The sequence below is a fragment of the Micromonospora sp. NBRC 110037 genome (assembly GCF_001652995.1).
GTDB classification, from domain to species: Bacteria; Actinomycetota; Actinomycetes; order Mycobacteriales; family Micromonosporaceae; genus Micromonospora; species Micromonospora chalcea.
The window spans coordinates 346,346-369,090 of the sequence record NZ_BBVA01000007.1; the positions used below are offsets into that span (position 1 = coordinate 346,346).

The following is a 22,745-nucleotide window of genomic DNA, read 5'->3' on the forward strand; positions in this document are numbered from 1 at the left end:
TCGAACCCCCTACCGTGACGACTTCGGGTCGAGCGCGTCGCGCAGCGCGTCGCCGAAGAGGTTGAACGCCAGCACGAGCGCGAAGATGGTGATGCCGGGGAAGAAGACGTACGCCGGGTCGGTCTGCAGGTAGTCGATGCTGCGGTAGATCATCCGGCCGAAGCTCGGCACCGACTCGGGCAGCCCGACGCCGAGGAAGGACAGCGCCGCCTCGCCCGTGACGTACGACGGCACGGCGAGCGAGAACGCCACCAGGATCGGGGCCCAGATGTTCGGCAGCAACTGCCGGAACAGCATGTGCCCGAGCCCGGCGCCGCTGGCCCGCGCCGCCTCCACGAACTCCCGTTCGCGCAGCGACACCACCTGGCCCCGGACGAGCCGGGCCGTTCCGGTCCAGCCGAACGCGGCGAAGACCACGATCAGCGTGGTCACCGCGAACCACGTCGGCACCGCGTCCCGGGGGCCGTAGAAGCGCAGCGAGAACGTCGGCACCACGGCCAGCGCGAAGATGAGGAACGGCAGCGCCAGCGCGACGTCGGTGATCCAGCTGATCACCGAGTCGACCACGCCGCCCAGGAAGCCGGCGACGATCCCGAGCACCACGCCGATGGTCGTGGTGACCAGCGCGGCGCCGAGCGCGATCAGCAGCGACGTCCGGATGCCGTAGATCATCCGGATGAAGATGTCCCGGCCCAGGCCCGGTTCCAGCCCGAACCAGTGGTCACCGCTGACGCCGCCCACGTAGCCCAGCGGCATGCCGGTGGCGTCCAACAGGTCACCGAACTGCTGGTTCGGCGACACGCCGTACAGCCGCTGGATCAGCGGCGCGGCCACCGCCGCCAGGATGAACAGGGCCAGCACGACACCGCTGACCATTGCGGTACGGTCGCGCCGCAGCCGGGCCCAGACGAGCTGGCCCGGTGAGCGGCCGACCAGCCGCTTCTTCTCGTCCGGCTCCTGATCGGAGGACTCGATCTCGGCGAGCGCCGCGCCCTCGACCGGCGACAGGCTCATTTCGACACCTCCACGGGTTCGCCGGTCGGCATGCCGACCGGTCCGCTCTCCGGGTAGTGGCAAGCGGTGAGCTGCCCGCCGTCGTCCCGGGTGGTCAGGGCGGGTTCTTCGGTGGCGCAGTGGTCGGTGGCTTTCCAGCAGCGGGTACGGAAGCGGCAGCCCGATGGCGGGTTCAACGGGGTCGGGACGTCGCCGGTGAGGCGGATCCGGCCGGCGGGCCCGAGGGTGGTGACGTCCGGAATCGCCGACAGCAGGGCCCTGGTGTAGGGGTGCTGGGGGCGGGTGTAGATGTCGTCGCGGTCGCCGATTTCGACGATTGTGCCGAGGTACATGACGGCGACGCGGTGGCAGAAGTGGCGGATGACGGCGAGGTCGTGGGCGATGAACACGAACGCCAGGTCGAGGTCGCGTTGCAGGTCGCGGAGCAGGTTGATGACCTGCGCCTGGATCGACACGTCCAGCGCCGAGACGGGTTCGTCGGCGACGATCAGCTTCGGTTTCAACGCGAGGGCGCGGGCGATGCCGATGCGCTGGCGCTGCCCGCCGGAGAACTCGTGCGGGTACCTGTTGTAGTGCTCCGGATTCAGCCCGACCAGTTCCAGCAACTCCTGGACCCGTTTCTTCACGCCGCCGGGCGGGGTGATCCGGTTGACCTGCAACGGCATGGCCACGATCCGCCCGACCGTGTGGCGGGGGTTCAGTGAGGCGTACGGGTCCTGGAAGATGATCTGCAGGTCCTGCCGCAGCGCGCGCAGCTCACGGCGTCCGCCGTGGGTGATGTCCCGCCCGGCGAACTCGATCGTCCCGGCGGTGGGTTCCAGCAGACGCACCAGCATCCGCCCGGTCGTGGTCTTCCCGCACCCGGACTCCCCGACCAGGCCGAGCGTCTCGCCCGGCCGCACGTCGAAGTCCAGCCCGTCGACCGCCCGCACCGCACCCGTGCTACGCAGGCCCTGCCGGACGGGGAAGTGCTTGGTCAGTCCCCGCACCGACAGCAGCGGCTCGGTCTCGGCGCTCATCGGGCCACCCCCACCTGCGCGACCTCGTCCCGGTAGATCCGCTCCCGGTCACCCGCCGGCAGATGGCAGGCGACCAGGTGACCCGGCGCACCAGCAGGGCCCAGCTCCGGGATCTCGGTGCGGGACCGGTCGCCGTTCACGCCGGCCCACCGGCACCGCGGATGGAACGCACACCCCGACGGCAGATTGATCAAGCTGGGCGGGTTACCGGGGATCGGCACCAGGTCCGCGTCCGCGTCACCGTGCAACGACGGCACACTCGACAACAACCCCCACGTGTACGGATGCTGCGGCGCCCGCAACACCCGCTTGACACTCCCGTGCTCCACCGCCCGACCCGCATACATCACCAACACGTCATCAGCCACCTGAGACACCACACCCAGGTCATGCGTGATCAGAATGATCGCCGACCGGAACTCCGCCTGCAGATCCGCCAGCAGGTCCAGGATCTGCGCCTGCACCGTCACATCAAGCGCCGTCGTCGGCTCATCCGCGATCAACAGCTCCGGATCGTTCACCAGCGCCATCGCGATCATCGCCCGCTGCCGCATCCCACCCGAGAACTCGTGCGGATACTGATCGAACCGCTTCGCCGGCTGCGGGATGCCGACCCGGCCGAGCATGTCCACCGCCCGGCTGCGGGCCTCCCGTTTTCCGGCTCTGGGGTGGTGCACCCGGTACGCCTCCGCGATCTGCCTGCCCACCGAGTAGTACGGATGCAACGCCGACAACGGATCCTGAAAGATCATCGCCATGTCCCGGCCCCGCAACCGACGAATCTCCTCCTCACGCAGACCCACCAACTGACGCCCACCGACCGAGATCTCCCCCGAGATGGTCGTCCGCTTCGCGTTGTGCAAACCGAGAATCGCCAGCGACGTCACGCTCTTGCCGGACCCGGACTCCCCCACGATCCCCAGCGTGCGACCCCGCTCGACGGCGAACGACACCCCGTCCACGGCCCGCACCACACCGTCCTCGGTGTCGAACCGCACCCGCAGATCCCGGACCTGGAGATAGGGCCCGTCGCCGGAGCGCTGCTCCGGCACCTCCGGGCGGTCCGGCTCCCCGGACGGCACCGCCTCCGACCTGCCCATTGACCGCCTCCCCTTCGGTGATGAAGAGAACCTACAGGAAAACCCAGGAGGCGAAAATAAGCTACATCGAGCGGTCTGTCAGCGGCCTGAGCGTAACGACTGGGTTTCCGTCTCGCACGCCCGTCACCTGGGACATCCACACTCGCGACTGGCCGTCGCGGCCTCATCGCCGCACCCGGAGTGCGACGATGGTGCCGGCGACGAAGGGACGATTCCCGTCGGCACGAGGTGGAGGCGACCATGACCGCGGCGGTGTTCGGCCACGACGGCCCGTGGACCGAAGAGGAGTACCTCGCCCTCGGCGAGACGCGGCAACGCGTCGAACTCTTCGACGGGAGCCTGCACGTGACACCGGCACCGACTCCGCGGCACCAGCGAATCCAGCGGAACCTCGGCAACCTGCTGGAGGCCGCGGCCCGGCACGTCGGCCTGGAACTGCTGGAGACGGTGAACGTCCGGCTCCGGCCAGGCCGCATACCGATTCCCGACCTGGTCGTCACCGAGCCGATCGACTTCGACCAGCCGATGATCGAGGCGCGGGACGTTCGGCTCGTGTGCGAGGTCATCTCACCTGGTAACGCGGCAACCGACAAGGTGCTCAAGATGCACTACTACGCCGCCGCGGGCATCGAGTGGTACCTGCTGGTGGAGCAGGAGACAGGCACGCTGCACCTCCACCGGCGGCAGGGTCGGCACTACCGGGAGGTGTCGGTGACAAAGCCCGGTTCCCTGCTGGAGCTGACCGAGCCCGTCCGCGCCACGATCCGGCCGGAGGATCTCGTCCCCTGACGGATGTCGGTGGGCTCGCCTAGGGTCGGCGCATGAGCGAGCGTCAGCGAGCGAATCATCGGGGCAGCGCAAAGGTGCCTCATGCCGGCACGCAGCGCAGCGGAGTGCCGGCATGAGCGAGCGTCAGCAGGGCAACGGAGTGCCAGCATGAGCGAGTTCGACGCGGCGACCGCCGCCGTCCAAGCCGCCCTCGACGCGGGCGCCCGCTACGCCGACGCCCGGGTCATGCACCGCCGCTACGAGTCGATGTCTGCGCGCAACGGCGACATCGAGGAGCTGAGCCAGGACGAGAGCATCGGGCTGGGCGTACGCGCGCTCGTCGGTTCGGGGTGGGGCTTCCACGCCGTACCCGATCTGTCCGACGCGGCGGCCCGCGACGCCGGCCGGCGCGCCGCGGCGATCGCCACCGCGAGCGCGCGGGTTCCCGGCCCGCCGATCGACCTGGTGCCTTCCGAGGCGGCGGTGGCGAGCTGGGCCTCGGAGTGCGCCGTCGACCCGCTCGGGGTGCCGCTGTCGGACAAGGGCGACCTGCTGGTCCGCGCCACCGCGACGATGCGCGAGCACGGCGCCGACCTGGCCGAAGGGCTCTACCAGATCTGGGACACCACGAAATGGTTCGTCTCCAGCGAGGGCCACCGGATCGACCAGCACATCCGGGAGTGCGGCGGCGGCATCTCGGCCACGTCGATCGGCGACGGCGAGACGCAGCGCCGGTCCTACCCGAGCTACCGCGGGCAGTACGGCACGACCGGCTGGGAGCTGGTCACCTCGCTGGACCTGGCCGCGCACGCCGCCCGGATCGCCGAGGAGTCCCGCGAGCTGCTGACCGCGCCGCTCTGCCCGGCCGGCGAGACCGATCTGATCCTCGGCGGCGAGCAGCTCGCGCTGCAGATCCACGAGTCGGTCGGGCACGCCATCGAGCTGGACCGCATCCTCGGCTGGGAGGCGGCTTTCGCCGGCACGTCCTGGCTCGACCTGGCCCGCCTCGGCTCGCTGCGCTACGGCTCCGAGCTGATGAACGTGACCATCGACCCGACCATCCCCGGGGCTCTGGGCAGCTTCGGCTACGACGACGAGGGCTCCCCCGCCGTGGCCCGGGACGCGGTCCGCGAGGGGCGGTGGGTCGGGGTGCTCGCCGGCCGGGACTCGGCCGCCGTCGCCGGCCTGGACTACGGCGGCAGCGTACGGGCCGACGGCTGGGCCCGGCTGCCGATGGTGCGGATGACGAACGTGGGCCTGGAGCCCGGCCCGCACACGCTGGACGAGATCATCGCGGCCACCGACGACGGGGTGCTGATGGACATCAACAGGTCCTGGTCGATCGACGACAAGCGGCTCAACTTCCAGTTCGGCTGCGAGGTCGGCTGGGAGGTCAAGAACGGCCGCCGGGGGCGGATGCTGCGCAACCCGACGTACACCGGCATCGGGCCGGTCTTCTGGCGCTCGATGGACATGCTCTCCTCGGAGACGGTCGCCTGGGGCACGCCCAACTGCGGGAAGGGGCAGCCCGGCCAGGTCGGGCACACCGGCCATCCGGCCGCGCCGGCCCGGTTCCGCGGCGTCCGGGTGGGGGTGCGGGCATGAGCGAGCGCAGCGAGCGAATCAGTAGGCTCAGGGCGACAGTGCCTCATGACGGCACGGAGCGAAGCGGAGTGCCGGCATGAGCGCCGAACTGGGGATCGCCGCCGGGGTGGTGGACCTGGTCCGGCGTACCGCCGGGGCGGATGCCGAGGCCGAGGTACTGGTGACCCGCACCGACCTGGCCCTGACCCGGTTCGCCAACTCCTTCATCCATCAGAACGTGTCCGAGACCGGTGTCTCCGTACACCTGCGGTTGCACGTGGACGGGCGGACCGCGACCGGCAGCGGCAGCCGGGTCGACGCCGACGGGCTGGCCGCCCTGGTCGAGCGGACCCGGGCCGCGGCCCGGCTCGCGCCGCCCGACCCGGCCTGGCCGGGACTGACCGCGCCGACGCCCGTGCCGTCCGGCCCGGCCACCGACGAGGCCACCGCGTTCGCCTCGCCCGGCGAGCGGGCCGAGCGGGTACGCGCGTTCGTGGACGCGGTCGACGGGCTGGAGGCGGCCGGCTACTGCCGCACCGCGTACCGGTCGGGGGCGTTCGCCAACTCGGCCGGGCACACGGCGGCCGGAAGCGCGGCCGAGGCGGCCATGGACGGCATCGCCCGCGCCGGCGCCGCGGACGGGGTGGCGCGGCTCTGCGCCGACCGGCTCGCCGACCTCGACGGCGCGGCGCTCGGCGCGCACGCGGCGGCGAAGGCACGGGCCGCGGCCGACCCGGTCGAGCTGCCGCCCGGGCACTACGAGGTGGTGCTCGAACCGGCTGCCGTCGCCGACCTGCTGCAGAACCTCGCCTGGTTCGGCTTCAACGGCAAGCGGTACGCCGAACGGCAGTCGTTCGCCGAGCCGGGCACCGCCCAGTTCGACCCGCTGGTGACGCTGGTGGACGACCCGCTGCACGCCGGTACTCTGCCGTTCGACCTGGAGGGCACGCCGCGGCGGGCGTTGCCGCTGGTCGAGGGCGGCATCACCGGGGCGGTGGCGTACGACAGGCGCGGCGGCGCGGAGGCGGGCAGCGGGTCGACCGGCCACGGCATGCCGGGTAGCGCGACGTTCGGGCCGATCCCGCACAACATCCGCCTGCTGGCGGATCCGGGCGTCGCCGATGCGGGCACGACAGTCGCGGCCGGGCCGGTGAGCGCTGGCGTCACCGGAGCGGTGGGCGACCCGGACACCGCCGCGCTGGTGGCCGGGATGCGGCGCGGGCTGCTGGTGAGCGACTTCTGGTACACGCGGGTGCTGGACCCGAAGCAGCTGGTGGTCACCGGGCTGACGCGCAACGGGGTGTGGCTGGTCGAGGACGGCGTGCCGACCCGGGCGGTGCGCGACTTCCGGTTCACCGAGTCGTACCCGCGGGCGCTGGGGCCGGGGCGGGTGCTGGGCCTGGGCCGGGCGCCGGTCCGGCAGCCGGGCCGGGTCGACGGGTCCTGGTACGAGGCGCCGACGCTGCGGCTGTCCTCCTGGCACTTCACCGGCGGCGCGTCCGGGTGATCCGGCGCGTCGCCGGGCGCACCCGCGGCGCCGGTCGGCGCACCGTTCGACCGACCCGCCACATTGATCATGAACTGACTCTTTCCAAGCTGCGGGACACACGGGACACTGCGTTGCGCGGCCGGGCCGTGAAGATCGGCGTAACGTGTGTCACTTAGCCGCACCGGTTCGCCGGTGTGGCCTCGTGCGTGCGCAAGACGTGACAGTGACGTCAGGGAGATGACTCGAATGACAACTACGTCGGCCAAGACGCCGAGATCGCAGCCGCGGGGAGGGCGGGCGCGCGCCGCCATCGCGGCGAAGACGTTGCGGACCGACCGGTGGTGGTTCGCTCCGCTGATCACCGTGGTCGGGCTCAGCGCGTGGGTCATCTACGCGACGGTCCGGGTCTTCATGCACAAGTGGTACTGGGTGGAGCAGTACCACTACCTGACACCGTTCTACTCCCCCTGCGTCACCGACCGCTGTGTCGAGGGCTCCTCGCACTTCGGCCAGTTCCTGCCCGGCTGGTGGATCATCCCGGACGCGGCGCTCACCCTGCCGTTCCTGCTGCTGTTCCGGCTGACCTGCTACTACTACCGCAAGGCGTACTACCGGTCGTTCTGGCTGTCGCCGCCGGCCTGCGCGGTGCCGGACGGTCACCAGTCGTACAGCGGTGAGACGCGGTTCCCGCTGCTCGGGCAGAACCTGCACCGCTACTTCTTCTACGCCGCCGCGATCATCTCGCTGATCAACACCTGGGACGCGATCCTGGCCTTCCACTCCCCCGACGGCTTCGGCTTCGGCCTGGGCAACATCATCCTGGTCGGCAACGTGGTGATGCTGTGGGCGTACACGATCTCCTGCCACTCCTGCCGCCACATCATCGGCGGGCGGCTCAAGCACTTCTCCAAGCACCCGATGCGCTACAAGGCGTGGACCGGGGTGTCCTGGTTGAACGTCCGGCACATGCAGCTCGCCTGGATCACCCTGGGCACCCTGGCGCTCACCGACTTCTACGTGATGGCGGTCGCCGCCGGCTGGATCAACGACCTGCGGTTCATCAACTGAGAGCCTGGACATGACTGAGACGCGAATCGAACGACACCACTACGACGTCGTCGTGATCGGGGCCGGCGGCGCCGGCCTGCGCGCGGCGATCGAGGCCCGGCTGGCCGGCAAGAAGACCGCGATCATCTCGAAGTCGCTGTTCGGCAAGGCGCACACGGTGATGGCCGAGGGCGGCGCCGCCGCCGCGATGGGCAACGTGAACTCGCGGGACAACTGGCAGGTGCACTTCCGGGACACCATGCGCGGCGGCAAGTTCCTGAACAACTTCCGGATGGCCGAGCTGCACGCCAAGGAGGCGCCGCAGCGGATCTGGGAGCTGGAGACGTACGGCGCGCTGTTCGACCGCACCAAGGACGGGAAGATCTCGCAGCGCAACTTCGGCGGCCACGAGTACCCGCGCCTGGCGCACGTCGGCGACCGGACCGGCCTGGAGCTGATCCGTACGCTCCAGCAGAAGATCGTCTCGCTCCAGCAGGAGGACAAGCAGGAGTTCGGCAGCTACGACGCGCGGATCCGGGTCTTCTCCGAGACCACGATCACCGAGTTACTGCTCGACGGCGACCGCGTCGCCGGCGCGTTCGGCTACTACCGCGAGTCCGGCGAGTTCATCCTCTTCGAGGCGCCCGCCGTGGTGCTCGCCACCGGCGGCGTCGGACGGTCCTACAAGGTCACCTCGAACTCCTGGGAGTACACCGGGGACGGCCACGCGCTGGCGCTGCGCGCCGGGGCGACGCTGATCAACATGGAGTTCCTCCAGTTCCACCCGACCGGCATGGTCTGGCCGCCCTCGGTGAAGGGCATCCTGGTCACCGAGTCGGTGCGCGGCGACGGCGGGGTGCTGAAGAACTCCGAGGGCAAGCGGTTCATGTTCGACTACGTCCCGGACGTGTTCCGCAAGCAGTACGCGGAGACCGAGGAGGAGGCGGACCGCTGGTACACCGACCCGGACAACAACCGGCGTCCGCCGGAGCTGCTGCCCCGTGACGAGGTCGCCCGCGCGATCAACAGCGAGGTCAAGGAGGGCCGGGGTACGCCGGCCGGCGGCGTCTACCTGGACATCGCCTCCCGCAAGTCGGCCGAGGAGATCCGCCGCCGCCTCCCGTCGATGTACCACCAGTTCAAGGAGCTGGCCGACGTCGACATCACCAAGGAGCCGATGGAGGTCGGCCCGACCTGTCACTACGTGATGGGCGGCGTCGAGGTCGACCCGGACTCCGGCGCGGCGTACGGCACGGTGCGCGGGCTCTACGCCGCCGGTGAGGTGTCCGGCGGCATGCACGGCTCCAACCGGCTCGGCGGCAACTCCCTGTCCGACCTGCTGGTCTTCGGCAAGCGCGCGGGCGGGCACGCGGCCACGTACACCGATCAGCTCACCAGCCGCCCGGCGGTGTCGGTGGCGGCGGTGGAGGCCGCCGTGGAGACGGCGCTGGCGCCGTTGCAGCGCGACACCGGCGAGAGCCCGTACCAGCTCCAGCAGGACCTCCAGGCGGTGATGGGCGACCTGGTCGGCATCATCCGGCGCGAGGGCGAGCTCGCGGACGCCATGCGCCGGCTGGCCGAGCTGCGGGAGCGGGTGGCGAAGGTGAGCGCGGTCGGCGGCCGGCGCTACAACCCGGGCTGGCACCTGGCGCTGGACCTGCGCAACATGCTCGTGGTCTCGGAGTGCACCGCGATGGCGGCGCTGGAGCGGCAGGAGTCGCGCGGCGGGCACACCCGGGAGGACTACCCGGCGATGGACCCGAAGTGGCGGCGGGTCAACCTGGTCTGCTCGCTGGACGGGGACGCGGTCCGGCTGACCCACAAGCCGCTGCCGAAGATGCGGCCGGAGCTGATCGGGCTGTTCGACCGGGCCGAGCTGGCCAAGTACCTGACCGACGAGGAACTCGCCGAGTTCGACGCCCTCACCGAGGAGGCGAACACTGATGGGAAGTAAGCGCCAGTTCCGCATCTGGCGGGGCGACGAGACCGGCGGCGACCTGAAGGACTACACGGTCGAGGTGAACGAGGGCGAGGTGGTCCTCGACGTGATCCACCGGCTGCAGGCCACCGAAGCGCCGGACCTGGCGTGCCGGTGGAACTGCAAGGCCGGCAAGTGCGGCTCCTGCTCCATGGAGATCAACGGCAAGCCGCGGCTGGGCTGCATGACCCGGATGTCGACGTTCGAGGAGTCCGAGACCGTCACGGTCACCCCGCTGCGCACGTTCCCGGTGATCCGGGACCTGGTCACCGACGTCTCGTTCAACTACGAGAAGGCCCGGGAGACCCCGGCGTTCGCGCCGCCGGCCGACGTGGCGCCCGGCGACTACCGGATGCAGCAGGTCGACGTGGAGCGCTCGCAGGAGTTCCGCAAGTGCATCGAGTGCTTCCTGTGCCAGAACGTCTGCCACGTGATCCGGGACCACGAGGAGAACAAGCCGGCGTTCTCCGGCCCCCGGTTCTTCATCCGGGCGGCCGAGCTGGACATGCACCCGCTGGACGCGCGTACCGACCGCCGGGAGTACGCGCAGTCCGACATGGGACTCGGCTTCTGCAACATCACCAAGTGCTGCACCGAGGTCTGCCCCGAGCACATCAAGATCACCGACAACGGGATCATCCCCATGAAGGAACGGGTCGTCGACCGCAGGTACGATCCCCTTGTGTGGCTCGGTAACAAGATCTTCCGGAGGGGTCAGGTGCCTCAGACCAGCGCGACCAGCGGGCATTCCAGCGGTGCCGTCACGTCCGGAGGGGCGCACGGCGGGGCGCACGCGCACTCCGGCGGAACGCACTCGCACGGCGGGGTGCACTCGCACGCGGGCGGCTCGCACGACAGCGCCGCCGAGCGTCAGGCCCAGCAGGGCGTCAACTGGCACCGCGAGGTGCCGCACCCGACCGCCCCGGCGGTGGACGCCAACGGCAAGCTGCCGCTGACCGAACTGACGTTCAACCGGGCCGCCGCGCCGTCGCCGTTCGGCGACGACGTGACGTTCCCGCTGCCCCCGGAGCACCTCAACTTCGCCCACCCGCAGCAGGACGAGCCGAAGCACTGAACGACAGCACGACGACGGGGGCCAGCGGCACACGCCGCCGGCCCCCGTCCCGTTCCGGCCCGGTTGTCCGGTCCGGAGCCTCAGTCGGACGTGGCGAGCAGCGGGCGCAGCGCGGCCACGATCGGCACGTCGGCCGGAAGCCAGTCGACGCTGTCCAGCTCGGCGGCGGAGAGCCAGCGCAGCTCCGCGTGCTCCAGGGCCTTCGGCTGGTCGCCGTGCAGCAGGCGGGCGGCGTAGACGCGCAGCACGGACCGGCCGTGCGCCATCCGTACGTCACGGCCGACGCGGGCGCCGACAGCCACCCGTACGCCCAGCTCCTCGGCGCACTCGCGGGCCAGCGCGTCGGTCTCGGCCTCACCCGGCTCGACCTTCCCGCCGGGGAACTCCCACCGGCCCGCCACCTCGGGGGGCGCGGAGCGCTCACACGCCAGCACCCGGCCGCCCTCGATGATCGCGGCCCCGACGACCACCCTCGGCTCCCGCCGGTCGGCGTGTCCGCCCCCGCTAATCCGTTCGGTCCGCACGGGCCACCAGCGTGCCAGATCAATCGGCGGTTTGGGTAGCTGCGTCGGCCGTCAGGTCAGCAGAACACGGAAGTGTGGGCGTGGACACACCATCTGAGTGGCGAGAGACTAGAGAGCGTCGACTGGGACACGGGATGGCGACGATTTGGCCACAAGCCGGCAACGACGCCTGGGAGGTGCGGTGATGCGCGTGCTGTTCAGCGGCCGTGCGAAGCACGACTACCTCAGCGACGCACTGGCCCTGCTGTCGGGATGGACGCGCGAGGGCGAACAGATCCGCCGCACGATCGTCCTCGACGACACCCAGCACGCCGCGCTCACCGAACGGGTGGCGGTGGTCGCCGACGCGCTGCGGCTGCGCCCGGAGATCAGCCGCCGGGCCGATCGTACCCAGATCCGGCTGGGCCACGGCGACGGCGAGCCACTCACCGAAGGTGAGGTGCTGCTCGCGGCGCGCATCGAGGACGCGGTCCGCGCGGTCACCGAGCCCTGAGCGCTGGCGCGCCCCGCCTACCCTCAGATGCATGTCTGGCCCCACGTACGACCGCAAGGAACAGTTCCAGCAGATCCAGAGCGGGCTGCTGCCCGGTGAGCAGATCATCGCCGTCTACGACGCGGTGGGCACCGGCACCGGCTTCATCGGCCTGACCGACCGGCGGGTGATCATCCAGGACCGCTCCTTCGTCGGCAAGCGGTACGCCATCACCAGCATCCCGTACTCGAAGATCACCAGCGTGAGCGTGGTGAGCAACAAGTCCTGGGGTGGCTCGTTCTTCTCCACCGGGTCGATCGCCGTGCACGTCGGCACGCACACCTACGAGGTCGAGTTCCGGGGCGCGGAGAAGAGCCACCACGTGCACAACGTGATCCTGCACCACATCTCCTGACCCGCACTGGCACAATCGCCGCCATGCGAGGGCTGACGGCGCGCTGGCGGGCCTGGCGGGGCGACCGTCGCCGGGTCGTACGCCTGGTCCGCCGGCTCCTGCTGCTCGCCACGGCCGCCGTGGTGCTGCTGGGCGCCGCCACGACCGCCAGCGTGACCTGGGTCCGCGGCGCCGCCGAGGGCCGCCTGTTCGGCGCCGCGGACGTGCCCGAGACGCCGGTCGCGCTGGTGCTGGGCACCAAGGTGGACCCGGACGGCACCCCGGCGCCGTTCCTCGCCGGCCGGCTGGAGATCGCCCGCCAGTTGTACGCCGCCGGCAAGGTCAAGGTGCTCCTGCTCTCCGGCGACCACATGGACTGGGACTACGACGAGCCGGACGCGATGCGGCGCTGGCTCGTCGAGCGGGGCGTCCCGGCGGAGAAGACGGTGCTGGACCATGCCGGCTTCGACACGTACGACTCGTGCGTGCGCGCGCACCGCGTCTTCGGGGTCCGGCGGGCCACTGTGGTCACCCAGTCGTTCCACCTGCCGCGCGCGGTGGCGCTCTGCCGGGACGCCGGCATCGACACCGTCGGCGTCGGCGACGACACCGCCCGCCGGTACGCCGGCCAGTGGCGGATCAGCTCCACCCGGGAGCACGCCGCCTGCGTCAAGGCCGCCGTGGACGTGCTCAGCGGGCGCGAACCGGTGCACCTCGGCCGCCGGGAGACCGCTGTGGACGACGCGCTGCGGGCGTAATCCGGTTGTCGCCCCGGTCGGCTGCTGGTCTGCTGGACCCCTCGAAGCCGACCGGAGGGAGCACCGCCATGTCACACGCTGCGAAGCCCAACCGACCCGTCGTCACCCTTGCCGAAACGAGGCTTCGTGTTTCCGTACCCCATTCCGGCGGAGGTCGCTGACCTCGCGCCGCGTCCTGTCCCTTCCGCCCGGCGGGAGGGCGTGTGATGTCCGTCTTCGACGATCCCGGCTTGTTCGGCCGGCTCTGGGCCGACACCTACGACGGCCCCGGCAATCCCGACCCGGCCCCGGCCGTCGACTTCCTCGCACCGCTGGCCGAGGGCGGCCCGGTGCTCGAACTGGCGGTCGGCACCGGCCGGGTGGCCCTGCCGCTGGCCGCCCGCGGTCTGACCGTGGAGGGCGTCGAGGCGTCCCCGGAGATGGTCGCGCACCTGCGCGCCAAGCCGGGCGGCGCGGACCTGCCCGTGACCATCGGCGACATGGCGGACGTCCCGGTCGCCGGGCCGTACCGTCTGGTCTTCCTGGTGTTCAACACGCTGTTCAACCTGGTCTCCGAGGAACGCCAGGCGGCGTGCTTCCGCAACGTCGCCCGGGTGCTCGCGCCCGGCGGGGCGTTCGTCATCGAGACGTTCGTGCCCGACCCGGCGGACTTCGACCGGGACGAGCAGGTCCAGGTGCGGGAGGTGACCGAGGACTCGGCCACCATCCGCGTGCACCGGTACGACCGCGCGGCGCAGACGTTCGTGCGGCAGACCGTCACGTTCGACGCCTCCGGCGTGCACCTGAAGCCGTTCGCCATGCGCTACGCCTGGCCGGATCAGGTCGACGAGCTGGCGGAGCGGGCCGGGCTGCGGCTCACCGAGCGGTACGCCGACTGGGACCGGTCGCCGTTCGACGCGGACAGCCGCTCGCACATCTCCGTCTACCGGCGGCGGTAGCGCTCACGTCGAGGGGCCGGGCGTCGTCCCGGCCCCTCGACGCGCGACTACGCTGACGACCGCCGGTCCGGACAGGGGGAACCGATGACTGTCACCGTCGTCGCGATGGACGACTCGCACGCCGACGCCGTGCTGGAGATCTACCGTCTGGGCATCGCCGAGGGCAACGCCACGTTCGAGACCGAGCCGCCGGACTGGGCGCGGTTCACCGCCACCCGGCTGCCCGGCCACCGCTGGGTGGCGCTCGACGAGGCAGGCGACGTGCTCGGCTGGGTGGCCTGCTCCGCTGTCTCCGACCGCTGCGTCTACGCCGGTGTGGTCGAGCACTCCGTCTACGTGCACCCGCGGGGGCGCGGGCGCGGGGTCGGCCGGGCGCTGCTGGAGGCGCTGATCGCCTCGACCGAGGCGGCCGGGATCTGGACCATCCAGTCCGGCGTGTTCCCGGAGAACACGGCGAGTCTCGCGCTGCACGCGACGTGCGGCTTCCGCGTCGTCGGCACCCGCGAGCGGGTGGGCCGCCACTACGGCACCTGGCGCGACGTGACCCTGCTCGAACGCCGCAGCCCGCACGTCACCTGACGCTCCCCGCCCCGCCCGCCCCGGCCCGGGCCCGCCCCGGCCCGCCTGGTGATCAAGGAGTTTGTGTCCGGTCGGCGCGGTCCGGGAGACGTAAACCCCTTGATCACCGGGTGAGGTCGCGGCAGGACACGCTCCAGGATCAGGTCAACCATCTGCCGGAACTCGGGGAGCTTGCGGCCGAAGATCGGGCTGTCCCCCCGCGACCTCACCGCCGTTGACGAGCGTCGCGGCCGGCCCCGGCGAGCCGGCCACCGGCCCGACCCGGCAGCCGAAGGTGACGCGTCGTCAGCATGCATGTCGGCCCAGGTCCGCTCCGCGGCGGTGTCGCAACAGCCGCAGACGGACTGCCGTACCTGGCGGGTGCTCTCGTCGATCGTCAGTGTCACGGCGCGAACTCGATCGAGCCGTAATCGGCCACGCGTACCGAAGAAGACTTGACGCCCCGGCCCGCGAGCGCCAAGGTTAGTTACATGAGTAATGAACCAAAGAACCAGGATGGATGACGGCCGGCCGATCTTCGTCCAGATCGCGGAGATGATCGAAAACTCGATCATCGACGGGACGTACGCGGAGGAGACCCAGGTGCCGTCGACGAACGAGCTTGCGGCGTTCCACCGGATCAACCCGGCGACCGCCGCCAAGGGGATCAACCGCCTGGTCGATGACGGGCTTCTCTACAAGCGCAGGGGGATCGGAATGTTCGTGGCAACGGGCGCCGTCGAAACACTCCGGGAACGCCGCCGGCGCGAGTTCTCCGACCAGTACGTGCGGCCCCTCATCGAGGAGGCACGCAAGTTGGGCATCGGCACCGAGGAGCTGAAGAAGCTCATCGACACAGGGGAGGAACAGCGATGAGCGTCGTGGCGGCAGCCGGGCTCACGAAGCGGTTCGGCGAGGTGACCGCTCTCGATGACGTCACCTTCACGTTGACGGGCGACAAGATCTATGGGCTTCTCGGCCGCAACGGCGCCGGCAAGACGACGCTGATGCAGCTGATCACCGGCCAGAACAGCGGCACCAGCGGCGACCTCATGCTCTTCGGTGAGCGGCCGTACGAGAACGAGCGGGTGCTGTCGCGGGTGGTCTTCATCAAGGAGAGTCAGACGTACCCGACCGCGTACCAGGTCCGGCACGTGCTGAGCCTGGCCAAGCGGCTGTTCCCCAACTGGGACGAGGACTTCGCGCAGTCCCTGGTGGACGACTTCGACCTGCCGCGCAAGCGCAAGGTGCGCAAACTGTCCCGCGGCATGCTGTCCGCGCTGGGCGTGACGATCGGCCTGGCCGCACGCGCGCCGCTGACCTTCTTCGACGAGCCGTACCTCGGTCTCGACGCGGTCGCCCGGCAACTCTTCTACGACCGGCTGCTCGCCGACTACGCCGAGAACCCGCGCACCGTCGTGCTCTCCACACACCTCATCGACGAGGTGGCCGACCTGATCGAGCACGTACTGCTGCTCGACCGCGGAAAGCTGCTGCTCGACGCGCCCAGCGACGAGCTGCGCGGCGAGGTGGTGGAGGCGTCCGGCCCGGCCGCTGCGGTGGACGAGTTCGCCGCCGCGCACCAGGCGCTGCATCGTGAGCAACTCGGCGGCGCGGTCCGCGCGTCGCTGCGCGGGTCGTTCGACGACGCCGAACGGACGCGCGCCAAGAAGCTCGGCATCGACCTGGCACCGGTGTCGCTCCAACAGGCCGTGGTGCGCCTGACGACGGAAAGGACGAACGCGCGATGACTCGTATCCTCGACGTCGCCCGGATGCACACCATCGCCTGGGTCAGCCAGTTGGCCTGGCCATGGGGCATCATGGCCATCTCGCTCGGCGTCAACCTGCTGATCTTCGCCTCGATCGACGAGGCCGCGCCGGGCAAGAACACCACGGGCGGTCTGGTCAGTATCTACATCGTCTGCTCGATCGTCGCCGCCACCTCGATCAGCCAGGTGTTCCCGTTCGCGCTCGGCATGGGCGTCACCCGGCGCACCTTCTACCTCGCCACGGTGCTCGTCAACGTGGTGCAGGCGGTCGTCTACGGCGTCCTGCTCTACCTGCTCAACCTGATCGAGGGCGCCACCGGCGGCTTCGGGATCCAGCTGCGGTTCTTCCGAATCCCGTACGTCGACGTCGACAACGGGCTGTTGCAGATCGCCGTCTACGCGGTGCCGTTCCTGTTCCTGAACTTCGTCTCCGTCTTCGTCGCCGTCTGGTACGTCCGGTTCGGCATGAACGGCCTGTTCGGGGCCGGCGCGGCCCTGATCCTGGTGACCGGCCTGCTCGTCGCGTTGATCACCTGGCAGGGATGGTTCGGTGACATCTGGCAGTGGCTGAGCAGCCAGCACCAGGTCAGCCTGCTGGTGGGGTGGCCCGCCCTGATCGCCGCGGTGGCCGCCCTCGGGGGGATGGCGGCCATCCGCCGGGCCAACGCCTGACGGCGGGCACGGATGGTCGGCCGACGATCCGCGCGATGCGGGTCGTCGGCCGCCACCAGCAGCTTCCCGGTCCGGTCGCATCGACAGCTGTTGTCGGACCTGCTCGCTAGCATTGCCGCGATCGCCGACGAGAGGGGTGCGCCGTGGACCAGAGCGACCTCACGACGTTCGTGGACCGGAACCTGCAAGGCGCGCGCTTCACCAGGTCGACGCTGGCCGGCGCGGTGATGCGCGGCGTCGACGTGCGCGGGCTCGACATCGACGCGCCGTGGCTCACCGACGGCGCGCTGCTGGTCAACGGTGTCGACGTCGTGCCGCTCGTCGAGGCCGAACTCAACCGGCGGTTCCCCGGGCGCGAGCTGAGGCGTGCCGAGGATCCCGACGGCCTGCGCGCGGCGTGGGCGGCGCTCGAACGAGCCTGGGCGGCCGCGGTCGACCGGGTCGTGTCCATGCCCGAGGGTGCCGCCGACATCTCGATCGACGGCGAGTGGTCGTTCGCGCAGACCCTGCGCCACCTCGCGTTCGCCACCGACGCCTGGCTCGGCAAGGCGATCCTGCGCCTGCCGCAGCCCTTCCATCCGCTCGGGCAGCCGCACGCCGAGTACGAGACGGACGGACTCGACATGTCGATCTTCCCCGCGGCGCGGCCGAGTCTCGCCCAGGTGCTCGATCTGCGCGCCGAGCGGCAGGCCATGGTGCGGGACTTCCTCACGGGCGTCACTCCGGAGCTGCTCACCGAGCCTCGGCCGTCAGCCTGGTCACCCGAACACGAGAAGCCGGTCCTGCACTGCCTCCACGTCATCTTCGACGAGGAGTGGGAACACCTCCGCTTCGCGGTGCGCGACCTGGACGCGCAGGCGTAGCGTCCGGTGTCCACGTGGACCGGCCCCGCATCGGAGGCCTCGGCGGACGGATCTCCCAAGGCGCGCATCGTCACCGGGTTGCTGTGCGACGGCAACCGGATACTCCTGTGCCACCGCTCTCCCCTGCGTCGTGTGCTGCCCGACGTCTGGGACCTGCCCGGCGGGCACGTCGAGCCCAGGGAACCGCCCCGTGTCGCACTTGCCCGTGAGCTTCGAGAGGAACTGGGCGTCGACGCGGCGTTGCCGTCGGGTCCACCAGTGCACGAGGTTCACGCCGACACGTTCTCCATGCGGATCTGGCTGGTCGAAGCGTGGACGGGGTATCCGGCCAACCTCGCGCCGGAGGAACACGACGCCATCGGCTGGTTCACCGAAGACGCGCTCGGAGCGCTGCCGCTGGCTCATGCCAGCTACCCCGCCCTGTTCCGCAGGGTTCTTGCTGAGCGTCGCGCCTGACCACGACGGACACGTCTCGGCACGAGGCTGGGACCAGACGTTGAAAAAAGCGTCGTCGCCTGGGTGGGCACGCGACTACAGGTACGGCTCGAAGGCGGTCGGCAGGATCTCACGGAGATAGTCCAGGGAGCTGACCCTTCCGGTGCCGCCCAGGACGTCCAGCAGCAGGTCCACCATGCCGCCGGGATGGCGTTCCCCGGTCTGACAGCGGATGTCGGCCACCACGCACGTCCAGGTGTCGGGCGACCCGTTGGTCAGCTCCCAGCAGAGCTCGAACTCGCCGTTCACCGTGCCCCAGGAGAACAGCTCCCCCGGCGCATTGCCGAACCGGTACCAGTCCTCGATGTCGTTGGCCGGATCGGTGCGCGCCAGAAGCTGCTCGACATAGACAGCCGGATCCCCCTGGAAGGCCCGTTCGTACGGGTGGAACACCTGGACGAAGTCGACGGCGCCCGGAGGGAACCGCTCCACGTACTGCTGGAAGTCCGTGGGAAACCGGTGGCCGAACGCGGCGTGCAACGACGACCAGTCCGGGCGCTGGGAGGACCTGCCGTTCCAGCCGACCAGCGCCGCCAGCCTGTCCACCGCCGTGCCCGACACGCCCACATCGTTGCACGGGCCCGGCGGTGGTCAGCGACGTCGTAGCCAGTCCGGCGGCGGCGGCGAGACCCGCATCGGTGCGCGACGGTCCCTGATGTACGTCGCGTGGTCCGCGAAATGACGGCGGCGGCTCAGGTAGTGGGTGTCGCGCCGTCGGCGCCCCACAGCACCCCGGCCGGAAGCTCGTGCACCGCATGTTCGAGCCACCGGGCGGTCATGCCGGTAACGGTCCCGGTCAGCGCTCACGTCGCGCCTCGCGCCACAACTCGTGCCCACGCATCAGCCAGCCGACCCAGAACACCGCGAACAAGATCAGGAAGCACGCGAACAGCACCACGGCGAGCACCGCCGCGATCGGCTGGAACCGCCCTGCGTCGCCGTTCCATCCGCTCGCCGCAAGAGTCCCGAGGCCACCACAGACGATCATGGAGATGAGCAGGCCCGGCCGGTCAACCGGGTGGGGCTCACGGGGCAGACGCACATCGGCTCCTCGGTCGGTGAGACACGAGACGTCCGCACACGGCCGCCTCCGACGGCCTGCATCGTCGCAGTGCCGGCCCAGAGATCAAAGACCCGAAATCCGGCGTACGGACGTCTGACAGGTCGGACGGTCGTCCCGCTCCCAGCGCTCCTGGTCAGATCTGGTTCAGGGTGGCAGTGTCCTGCCGTGATGCAACGAGACCTGGTGACCTGGCGAGAGGATCTGCGGAATGCTGTCGCTTCCGCGGTGCTCGACTTCGAGGACCGCTACGGATACCCGCCCGGCGAGAATGCCGTCAGTGAGCCCACGACGACCTCCGCCGCGCTGATCGCCGCCGCCCGTCCCGCCGTTCCCGCTGTCCTTGCCGACCTGTACGCGGTGGTTGACGCCGTCGACCTGGCCGACATCGACAACGGCTTCTTCCTGCACAGCGCCGCCCACGTGGTCCACGTCCACGAGGCACGGGACCTCTGGCACGTACGTGGCCGCCACGACGCCGATGTCGTCGTGTTCGCCAGCGACGGCGGCGGCACGCAGTACGCGCTGGCGATGCCGGACGGGTCGCCCGTCTACCGGCTCCCTCCCGACCTCGTCCTCGACGGCGTCTACACCTCGGAGGACCCGCGCTTCGACGTGGCCGCCCCGGACCTGGCCACCTTCCTCGACCGCCTGCTCCAGGACGTGAAGAGGTTCGCCGCGTCGGGCACGTCATAGTCGGACGTCACCTGCGGCCCGTTCGGCAGCCTGGTTCCTGAGAAAGCGGGCCGGATTCAGACGTCGAAGCGGAACCTGGACCGGCTCGCCGATGGCCTGCACCGACATGCCTGCGGTCCAGGTCAAGAGGTGTTGGTACCTCGCAGTACTGCCGGCTGCTTGCCAACCTTTGCCGGAGGCGGAAGCTGGCGTGAGGACTTTCGCCCGCAGGCTCGACAGCGCGCCTTGGCGCTCATGGCTGAGCTATTGCACACGCCCGACGAGGAGGTAGGCAACAAGGTCAAAGAACTCGAACCATCCTCAATGCCCGCACGTCGCCGACTACATGGTTCATCGAAGAGGCATTGACCTACGAGCCAACCGCGCTGTGAGCTGGGACTGGTGCCGGATCTGCACCCCTGTCTCGCCTTGAGCGCTGGCCCGTACACCTTCGACGCGCCCCACCAGTTCACCAACTACAGGCAAGGAGGCCCCGGCCAACCCTGCTTAGCGGGCCCATCACGCCTTGTCACCTGGGCAGACGTCGTCACCAGTGATCGTCGTTGGCCACTCTGGATCGACATCCGGCGGCCTGGAGCTGGTCCTCGTCGACCCGCCGCAGCCGGTGCGCCCCGGCCCGCGCTGATCCCTCGCTTGCAAGCTCCCCGTCTCACCTCGGGCGAGTATGTCCAGCTTCACCTGTGCGGCCTTCGCCCCCGGGGTCAACGGGCGCGACCCGGCCATGCCTGACCAAGCAGGCTGACAAGTCACGACGCCGGGAACGCCCGCTGGATCGTGGTCATGCAATGCGGAAAGACGCCGCTCTGCTCCTCCGTCACCTTGCCGTTGACCAGTATCCGGCAGGTCGCCCCGGTGGAGTCCGGGTCATGGATGACGTTGAGAATGATCGGCCCCTTCAGAGACTTGACGTCGATCCGCCGTGACCAGGGCGTCTTGATCATGCCAGAAGAGTCGCTCACGTCATGGATCTTGTTCCCGTCATCCGGGTACCGCCAGACAATGCCCTTCACCTGACCGGCCCCTGAGGTGACTTCCAGCTCGATTTCACGAGCGTCCTCGCCACGCCCATCCTCGCCGCGCACGGCGAAGGTGAGCCAGACACCGAGCCCGACCAGGCACAGTGCGACGCCCACAGTGATGGGGATGGCGGCACGCCGGCGACGACGGCTGGCATCGGTAGGGTTGTTGATCACGGGGCAGATTAGCGCATGTCAGGCACGTTCTGGTCATCCGTCACTAGGGCCGCGGTGGCTGATCGTCCGGTGCGTCTCTCCCTCGCCGGCCAACTGCTAGCGGTGCGTACAGGCCGACTCGTCCGTCGCCCACCAGGTCAGCCGCCTCTACGTGGCGGTTGACCTGCTCTTTTCTGGGCAATGCTGGTCGTCGTCGGTCATCTCCGGTCGGCCCTCGGCGGCCCGAACGGCCCAGAAACGCCAAGCTGATCTTCCTGAGCTCCATCGCCGCTGTGGCGCTGTGCCGACTCTACGATCATGCGCATGGAAGGTCTCTTCGCCGTCGGGGCACTGCTCTGCGGCGGGTTCAGTTGTCTGCTGCTGCTGTGCATCGTCGCAGCGATGTGGGCGGCCGGGCGGCCTGAGAAGCGGAAGTGATGACGTCACCGCCTCAGACGTTGAAGCGGAACATAGACGGGCGCTCGCATGACCGGCGGCGATCCAGTCGGCAGGCTTGTCACGCCACATCTTGGGCTTACGCTGTTAGCCTCGGCCGTTCAGTAAGGCCGCCTGTGGTTCATGATCAGAAATGAGGAAGTGCCTCCCGATCTGGGATGATCTGGCTTGTCGAAGGCCCATGATCGCCCGCACGGAAGGCACTTACCGAGTGAAGGCTACCGGAGCGCGCCCGAAGATCATCGTGAGTGCCGACGGGCGTGGCGTGGTCGGCCATGCCGGCGCTCGTCTCCTGGCTGATGTCGCGGAGGTGACCGGGCTGACCGAGGCGTTCGGCGACGCCCTCGCCGGTCTGCGGCGGCGGCGTGGCCAGCACGACCCGGGCCGGGTCGCGGTGGACCTGGCGGTGATGCTCGCCGACGGTGGTGAAGCGATCTCGGACCTGGCCGTGCTGCGTGACCAGGCGGACTTGTTCGGTCCGGTCGCGTCGGACCCGACGGCGTGGCGACTCCTGTCCGGCGTGGACGGTGAGGCACTGGGTCGGTTGCGTGACGCTCGGGCACGGGCTCGCCAGCTGGCCTGGGCCCAGCTGGCCGAGACCCGCGGCGGGCTCCCGCAGACAACCGCGGCTGGCCAGCCGGTCCCCGGCCTGGTCCTCGATCTGGACGCCTCGATCGTGCTGTGCCACTCGGACAAGGAATCAGCGACCCCGACCTGGAAGAAGACCTTCGGCTACCACCCGTTGTTCTGCTTCCTGGACAACACCCGCGAGGCCCTGTCCGGCCTGCTGCGGGAGGGCCGGGCCGGGTCGAACACCACCGCCGACCACATCACCGTCCTCG

Annotated in this window: 25 protein-coding genes; 18 read left to right on the forward strand and 7 right to left on the reverse strand. The window is 70.1% G+C overall.

Annotated elements, in window-relative coordinates; genetic code table 11:
* Positions 1 to 9: 9 nt before the first annotated feature.
* Genes A4R25_RS22010 through A4R25_RS22020 form a run of 3 tightly spaced genes read right to left on the reverse strand, consistent with a single transcriptional unit; the run spans position 10 to position 3,133 of the window.
* Positions 10 to 1,014 carry an ABC transporter permease gene (locus A4R25_RS22010; RefSeq protein WP_064447917.1) on the reverse strand — a complete coding sequence of 335 codons (1,005 nt, stop codon included), beginning with the start codon at positions 1,012 to 1,014 and terminating at the stop codon, positions 10 to 12.
* Entirely contained in the window at positions 1,011 to 2,033 is a 1,023-nt protein-coding gene (locus A4R25_RS22015) for an ABC transporter ATP-binding protein (RefSeq protein ID WP_064447918.1), read from the reverse strand. The genes A4R25_RS22010 and A4R25_RS22015 overlap by 4 nt, the downstream gene beginning before the upstream one ends.
* On the reverse strand, positions 2,030 to 3,133 hold the full coding sequence (locus A4R25_RS22020; protein WP_064447919.1) for an ABC transporter ATP-binding protein: 1,104 nt from the start codon (positions 3,131 to 3,133) through the stop codon (positions 2,030 to 2,032). The genes A4R25_RS22015 and A4R25_RS22020 overlap by 4 nt, the downstream gene beginning before the upstream one ends.
* Before the next feature lie 240 nt (positions 3,134 to 3,373).
* Between A4R25_RS22020 and A4R25_RS22025 the strand changes: the two genes are divergently transcribed.
* From A4R25_RS22025 to A4R25_RS22050, 6 genes are all read left to right on the forward strand, one after another.
* Positions 3,374 to 3,922, forward strand: coding sequence for a Uma2 family endonuclease (locus A4R25_RS22025; protein ID WP_043330945.1), 549 nt, complete (start codon positions 3,374 to 3,376; stop codon positions 3,920 to 3,922).
* A gap of 147 nt (positions 3,923 to 4,069) precedes the next feature.
* The gene (locus A4R25_RS22030) at positions 4,070 to 5,506 is read left to right on the forward strand and encodes a TldD/PmbA family protein (RefSeq protein ID WP_043328418.1); all 1,437 of its coding nucleotides are present in this window, start codon (positions 4,070 to 4,072) and stop codon (positions 5,504 to 5,506) included.
* Between the two features lie 76 nt (positions 5,507 to 5,582).
* Positions 5,583 to 6,992 carry a TldD/PmbA family protein gene (locus A4R25_RS22035; protein WP_064447920.1) on the forward strand — a complete coding sequence of 470 codons (1,410 nt, stop codon included), beginning with the start codon at positions 5,583 to 5,585 and terminating at the stop codon, positions 6,990 to 6,992.
* A gap of 228 nt (positions 6,993 to 7,220) precedes the next feature.
* Complete coding sequence (locus A4R25_RS22040; protein ID WP_043328416.1) at positions 7,221 to 8,042, forward strand: hypothetical protein; 822 nt, start codon at positions 7,221 to 7,223, stop codon at positions 8,040 to 8,042.
* Positions 8,043 to 8,052: 10 nt separating this feature from the next.
* Positions 8,053 to 9,975 (forward strand): fumarate reductase/succinate dehydrogenase flavoprotein subunit, encoded by a 1,923-nt coding sequence (locus A4R25_RS22045; protein WP_043328415.1) that lies wholly within the window; start codon positions 8,053 to 8,055, stop codon positions 9,973 to 9,975.
* Positions 9,965 to 11,074 (forward strand): succinate dehydrogenase/fumarate reductase iron-sulfur subunit, encoded by a 1,110-nt coding sequence (locus tag A4R25_RS22050; RefSeq protein ID WP_043328414.1) that lies wholly within the window; start codon positions 9,965 to 9,967, stop codon positions 11,072 to 11,074. Before A4R25_RS22045 ends, A4R25_RS22050 begins: the two co-directional genes overlap by 11 nt.
* 80 nt (positions 11,075 to 11,154) lie before the next feature.
* Here the strand turns inward: A4R25_RS22050 and A4R25_RS22055 are convergent, their stop codons facing one another.
* Complete coding sequence (locus A4R25_RS22055; RefSeq protein ID WP_197494946.1) at positions 11,155 to 11,598, reverse strand: (deoxy)nucleoside triphosphate pyrophosphohydrolase; 444 nt, start codon at positions 11,596 to 11,598, stop codon at positions 11,155 to 11,157.
* A 184-nt stretch (positions 11,599 to 11,782) separates the two neighbouring features.
* Here A4R25_RS22055 and A4R25_RS22060 point away from each other — a divergent pair, with 184 nt between their 5' ends.
* The 10 genes from A4R25_RS22060 (at position 11,783) to A4R25_RS22105 (ending at position 18,480) form a co-directional block, all read left to right on the forward strand.
* Positions 11,783 to 12,091, forward strand: coding sequence for a 4a-hydroxytetrahydrobiopterin dehydratase (locus tag A4R25_RS22060; RefSeq protein ID WP_018784696.1), 309 nt, complete (start codon positions 11,783 to 11,785; stop codon positions 12,089 to 12,091).
* Between the two features lie 31 nt (positions 12,092 to 12,122).
* Complete coding sequence (locus tag A4R25_RS22065; protein WP_018784695.1) at positions 12,123 to 12,485, forward strand: PH domain-containing protein; 363 nt, start codon at positions 12,123 to 12,125, stop codon at positions 12,483 to 12,485.
* 23 nt (positions 12,486 to 12,508) lie between these two features.
* Positions 12,509 to 13,222, forward strand: coding sequence for a vancomycin high temperature exclusion protein (locus tag A4R25_RS22070; protein WP_064447922.1), 714 nt, complete (start codon positions 12,509 to 12,511; stop codon positions 13,220 to 13,222).
* 206 nt (positions 13,223 to 13,428) lie between these two features.
* Positions 13,429 to 14,160: a class I SAM-dependent methyltransferase gene (locus tag A4R25_RS22075; RefSeq protein ID WP_043328408.1), complete on the forward strand. Its 732-nt coding sequence runs from the start codon at positions 13,429 to 13,431 to the stop codon at positions 14,158 to 14,160.
* Between the two features lie 84 nt (positions 14,161 to 14,244).
* Positions 14,245 to 14,739, forward strand: coding sequence for a GNAT family N-acetyltransferase (locus tag A4R25_RS22080; RefSeq protein WP_064447923.1), 495 nt, complete (start codon positions 14,245 to 14,247; stop codon positions 14,737 to 14,739).
* 495 nt (positions 14,740 to 15,234) lie between these two features.
* Positions 15,235 to 15,594 (forward strand): GntR family transcriptional regulator, encoded by a 360-nt coding sequence (locus A4R25_RS22085; protein WP_043328406.1) that lies wholly within the window; start codon positions 15,235 to 15,237, stop codon positions 15,592 to 15,594.
* The gene (locus A4R25_RS22090; protein WP_043328404.1) at positions 15,591 to 16,469 is read left to right on the forward strand and encodes an ATP-binding cassette domain-containing protein; all 879 of its coding nucleotides are present in this window, start codon (positions 15,591 to 15,593) and stop codon (positions 16,467 to 16,469) included. Before A4R25_RS22085 ends, A4R25_RS22090 begins: the two co-directional genes overlap by 4 nt.
* On the forward strand, positions 16,466 to 17,161 hold the full coding sequence (locus A4R25_RS22095; protein ID WP_064447924.1) for a hypothetical protein: 696 nt from the start codon (positions 16,466 to 16,468) through the stop codon (positions 17,159 to 17,161). Before A4R25_RS22090 ends, A4R25_RS22095 begins: the two co-directional genes overlap by 4 nt.
* Positions 17,162 to 17,304: 143 nt before the next feature.
* Positions 17,305 to 18,024, forward strand: a complete 720-nt coding sequence (locus tag A4R25_RS22100) for a DinB family protein (protein ID WP_064447925.1) — start codon at positions 17,305 to 17,307, stop codon at positions 18,022 to 18,024.
* A gap of 6 nt (positions 18,025 to 18,030) precedes the next feature.
* Complete coding sequence (locus tag A4R25_RS22105) at positions 18,031 to 18,480, forward strand: NUDIX domain-containing protein (protein WP_082931091.1); 450 nt, start codon at positions 18,031 to 18,033, stop codon at positions 18,478 to 18,480.
* 75 nt (positions 18,481 to 18,555) lie between these two features.
* Here A4R25_RS22105 and A4R25_RS22110 read toward each other — a convergent pair whose 3' ends face one another.
* Complete coding sequence (locus A4R25_RS22110; protein WP_157539141.1) at positions 18,556 to 19,080, reverse strand: hypothetical protein; 525 nt, start codon at positions 19,078 to 19,080, stop codon at positions 18,556 to 18,558.
* A gap of 235 nt (positions 19,081 to 19,315) precedes the next feature.
* Complete coding sequence (locus A4R25_RS22115; RefSeq protein ID WP_064447927.1) at positions 19,316 to 19,561, reverse strand: hypothetical protein; 246 nt, start codon at positions 19,559 to 19,561, stop codon at positions 19,316 to 19,318.
* 204 nt (positions 19,562 to 19,765) lie between these two features.
* On the opposite strand from A4R25_RS22115, the gene A4R25_RS22120 reads away from it, so the two are divergent.
* Positions 19,766 to 20,275 (forward strand): hypothetical protein, encoded by a 510-nt coding sequence (locus tag A4R25_RS22120; protein ID WP_157539143.1) that lies wholly within the window; start codon positions 19,766 to 19,768, stop codon positions 20,273 to 20,275.
* A 746-nt stretch (positions 20,276 to 21,021) separates the two neighbouring features.
* Here A4R25_RS22120 and A4R25_RS22125 read toward each other — a convergent pair.
* Positions 21,022 to 21,468: an MmpS family transport accessory protein gene (locus tag A4R25_RS22125; RefSeq protein WP_197494947.1), complete on the reverse strand. Its 447-nt coding sequence runs from the start codon at positions 21,466 to 21,468 to the stop codon at positions 21,022 to 21,024.
* A gap of 616 nt (positions 21,469 to 22,084) precedes the next feature.
* Between A4R25_RS22125 and A4R25_RS22130 the strand changes: the two genes are divergently transcribed.
* On the forward strand, positions 22,085 to 22,745 hold a 661-nt coding region (locus A4R25_RS22130; RefSeq protein WP_197494948.1), incomplete at its 3' end, for a transposase.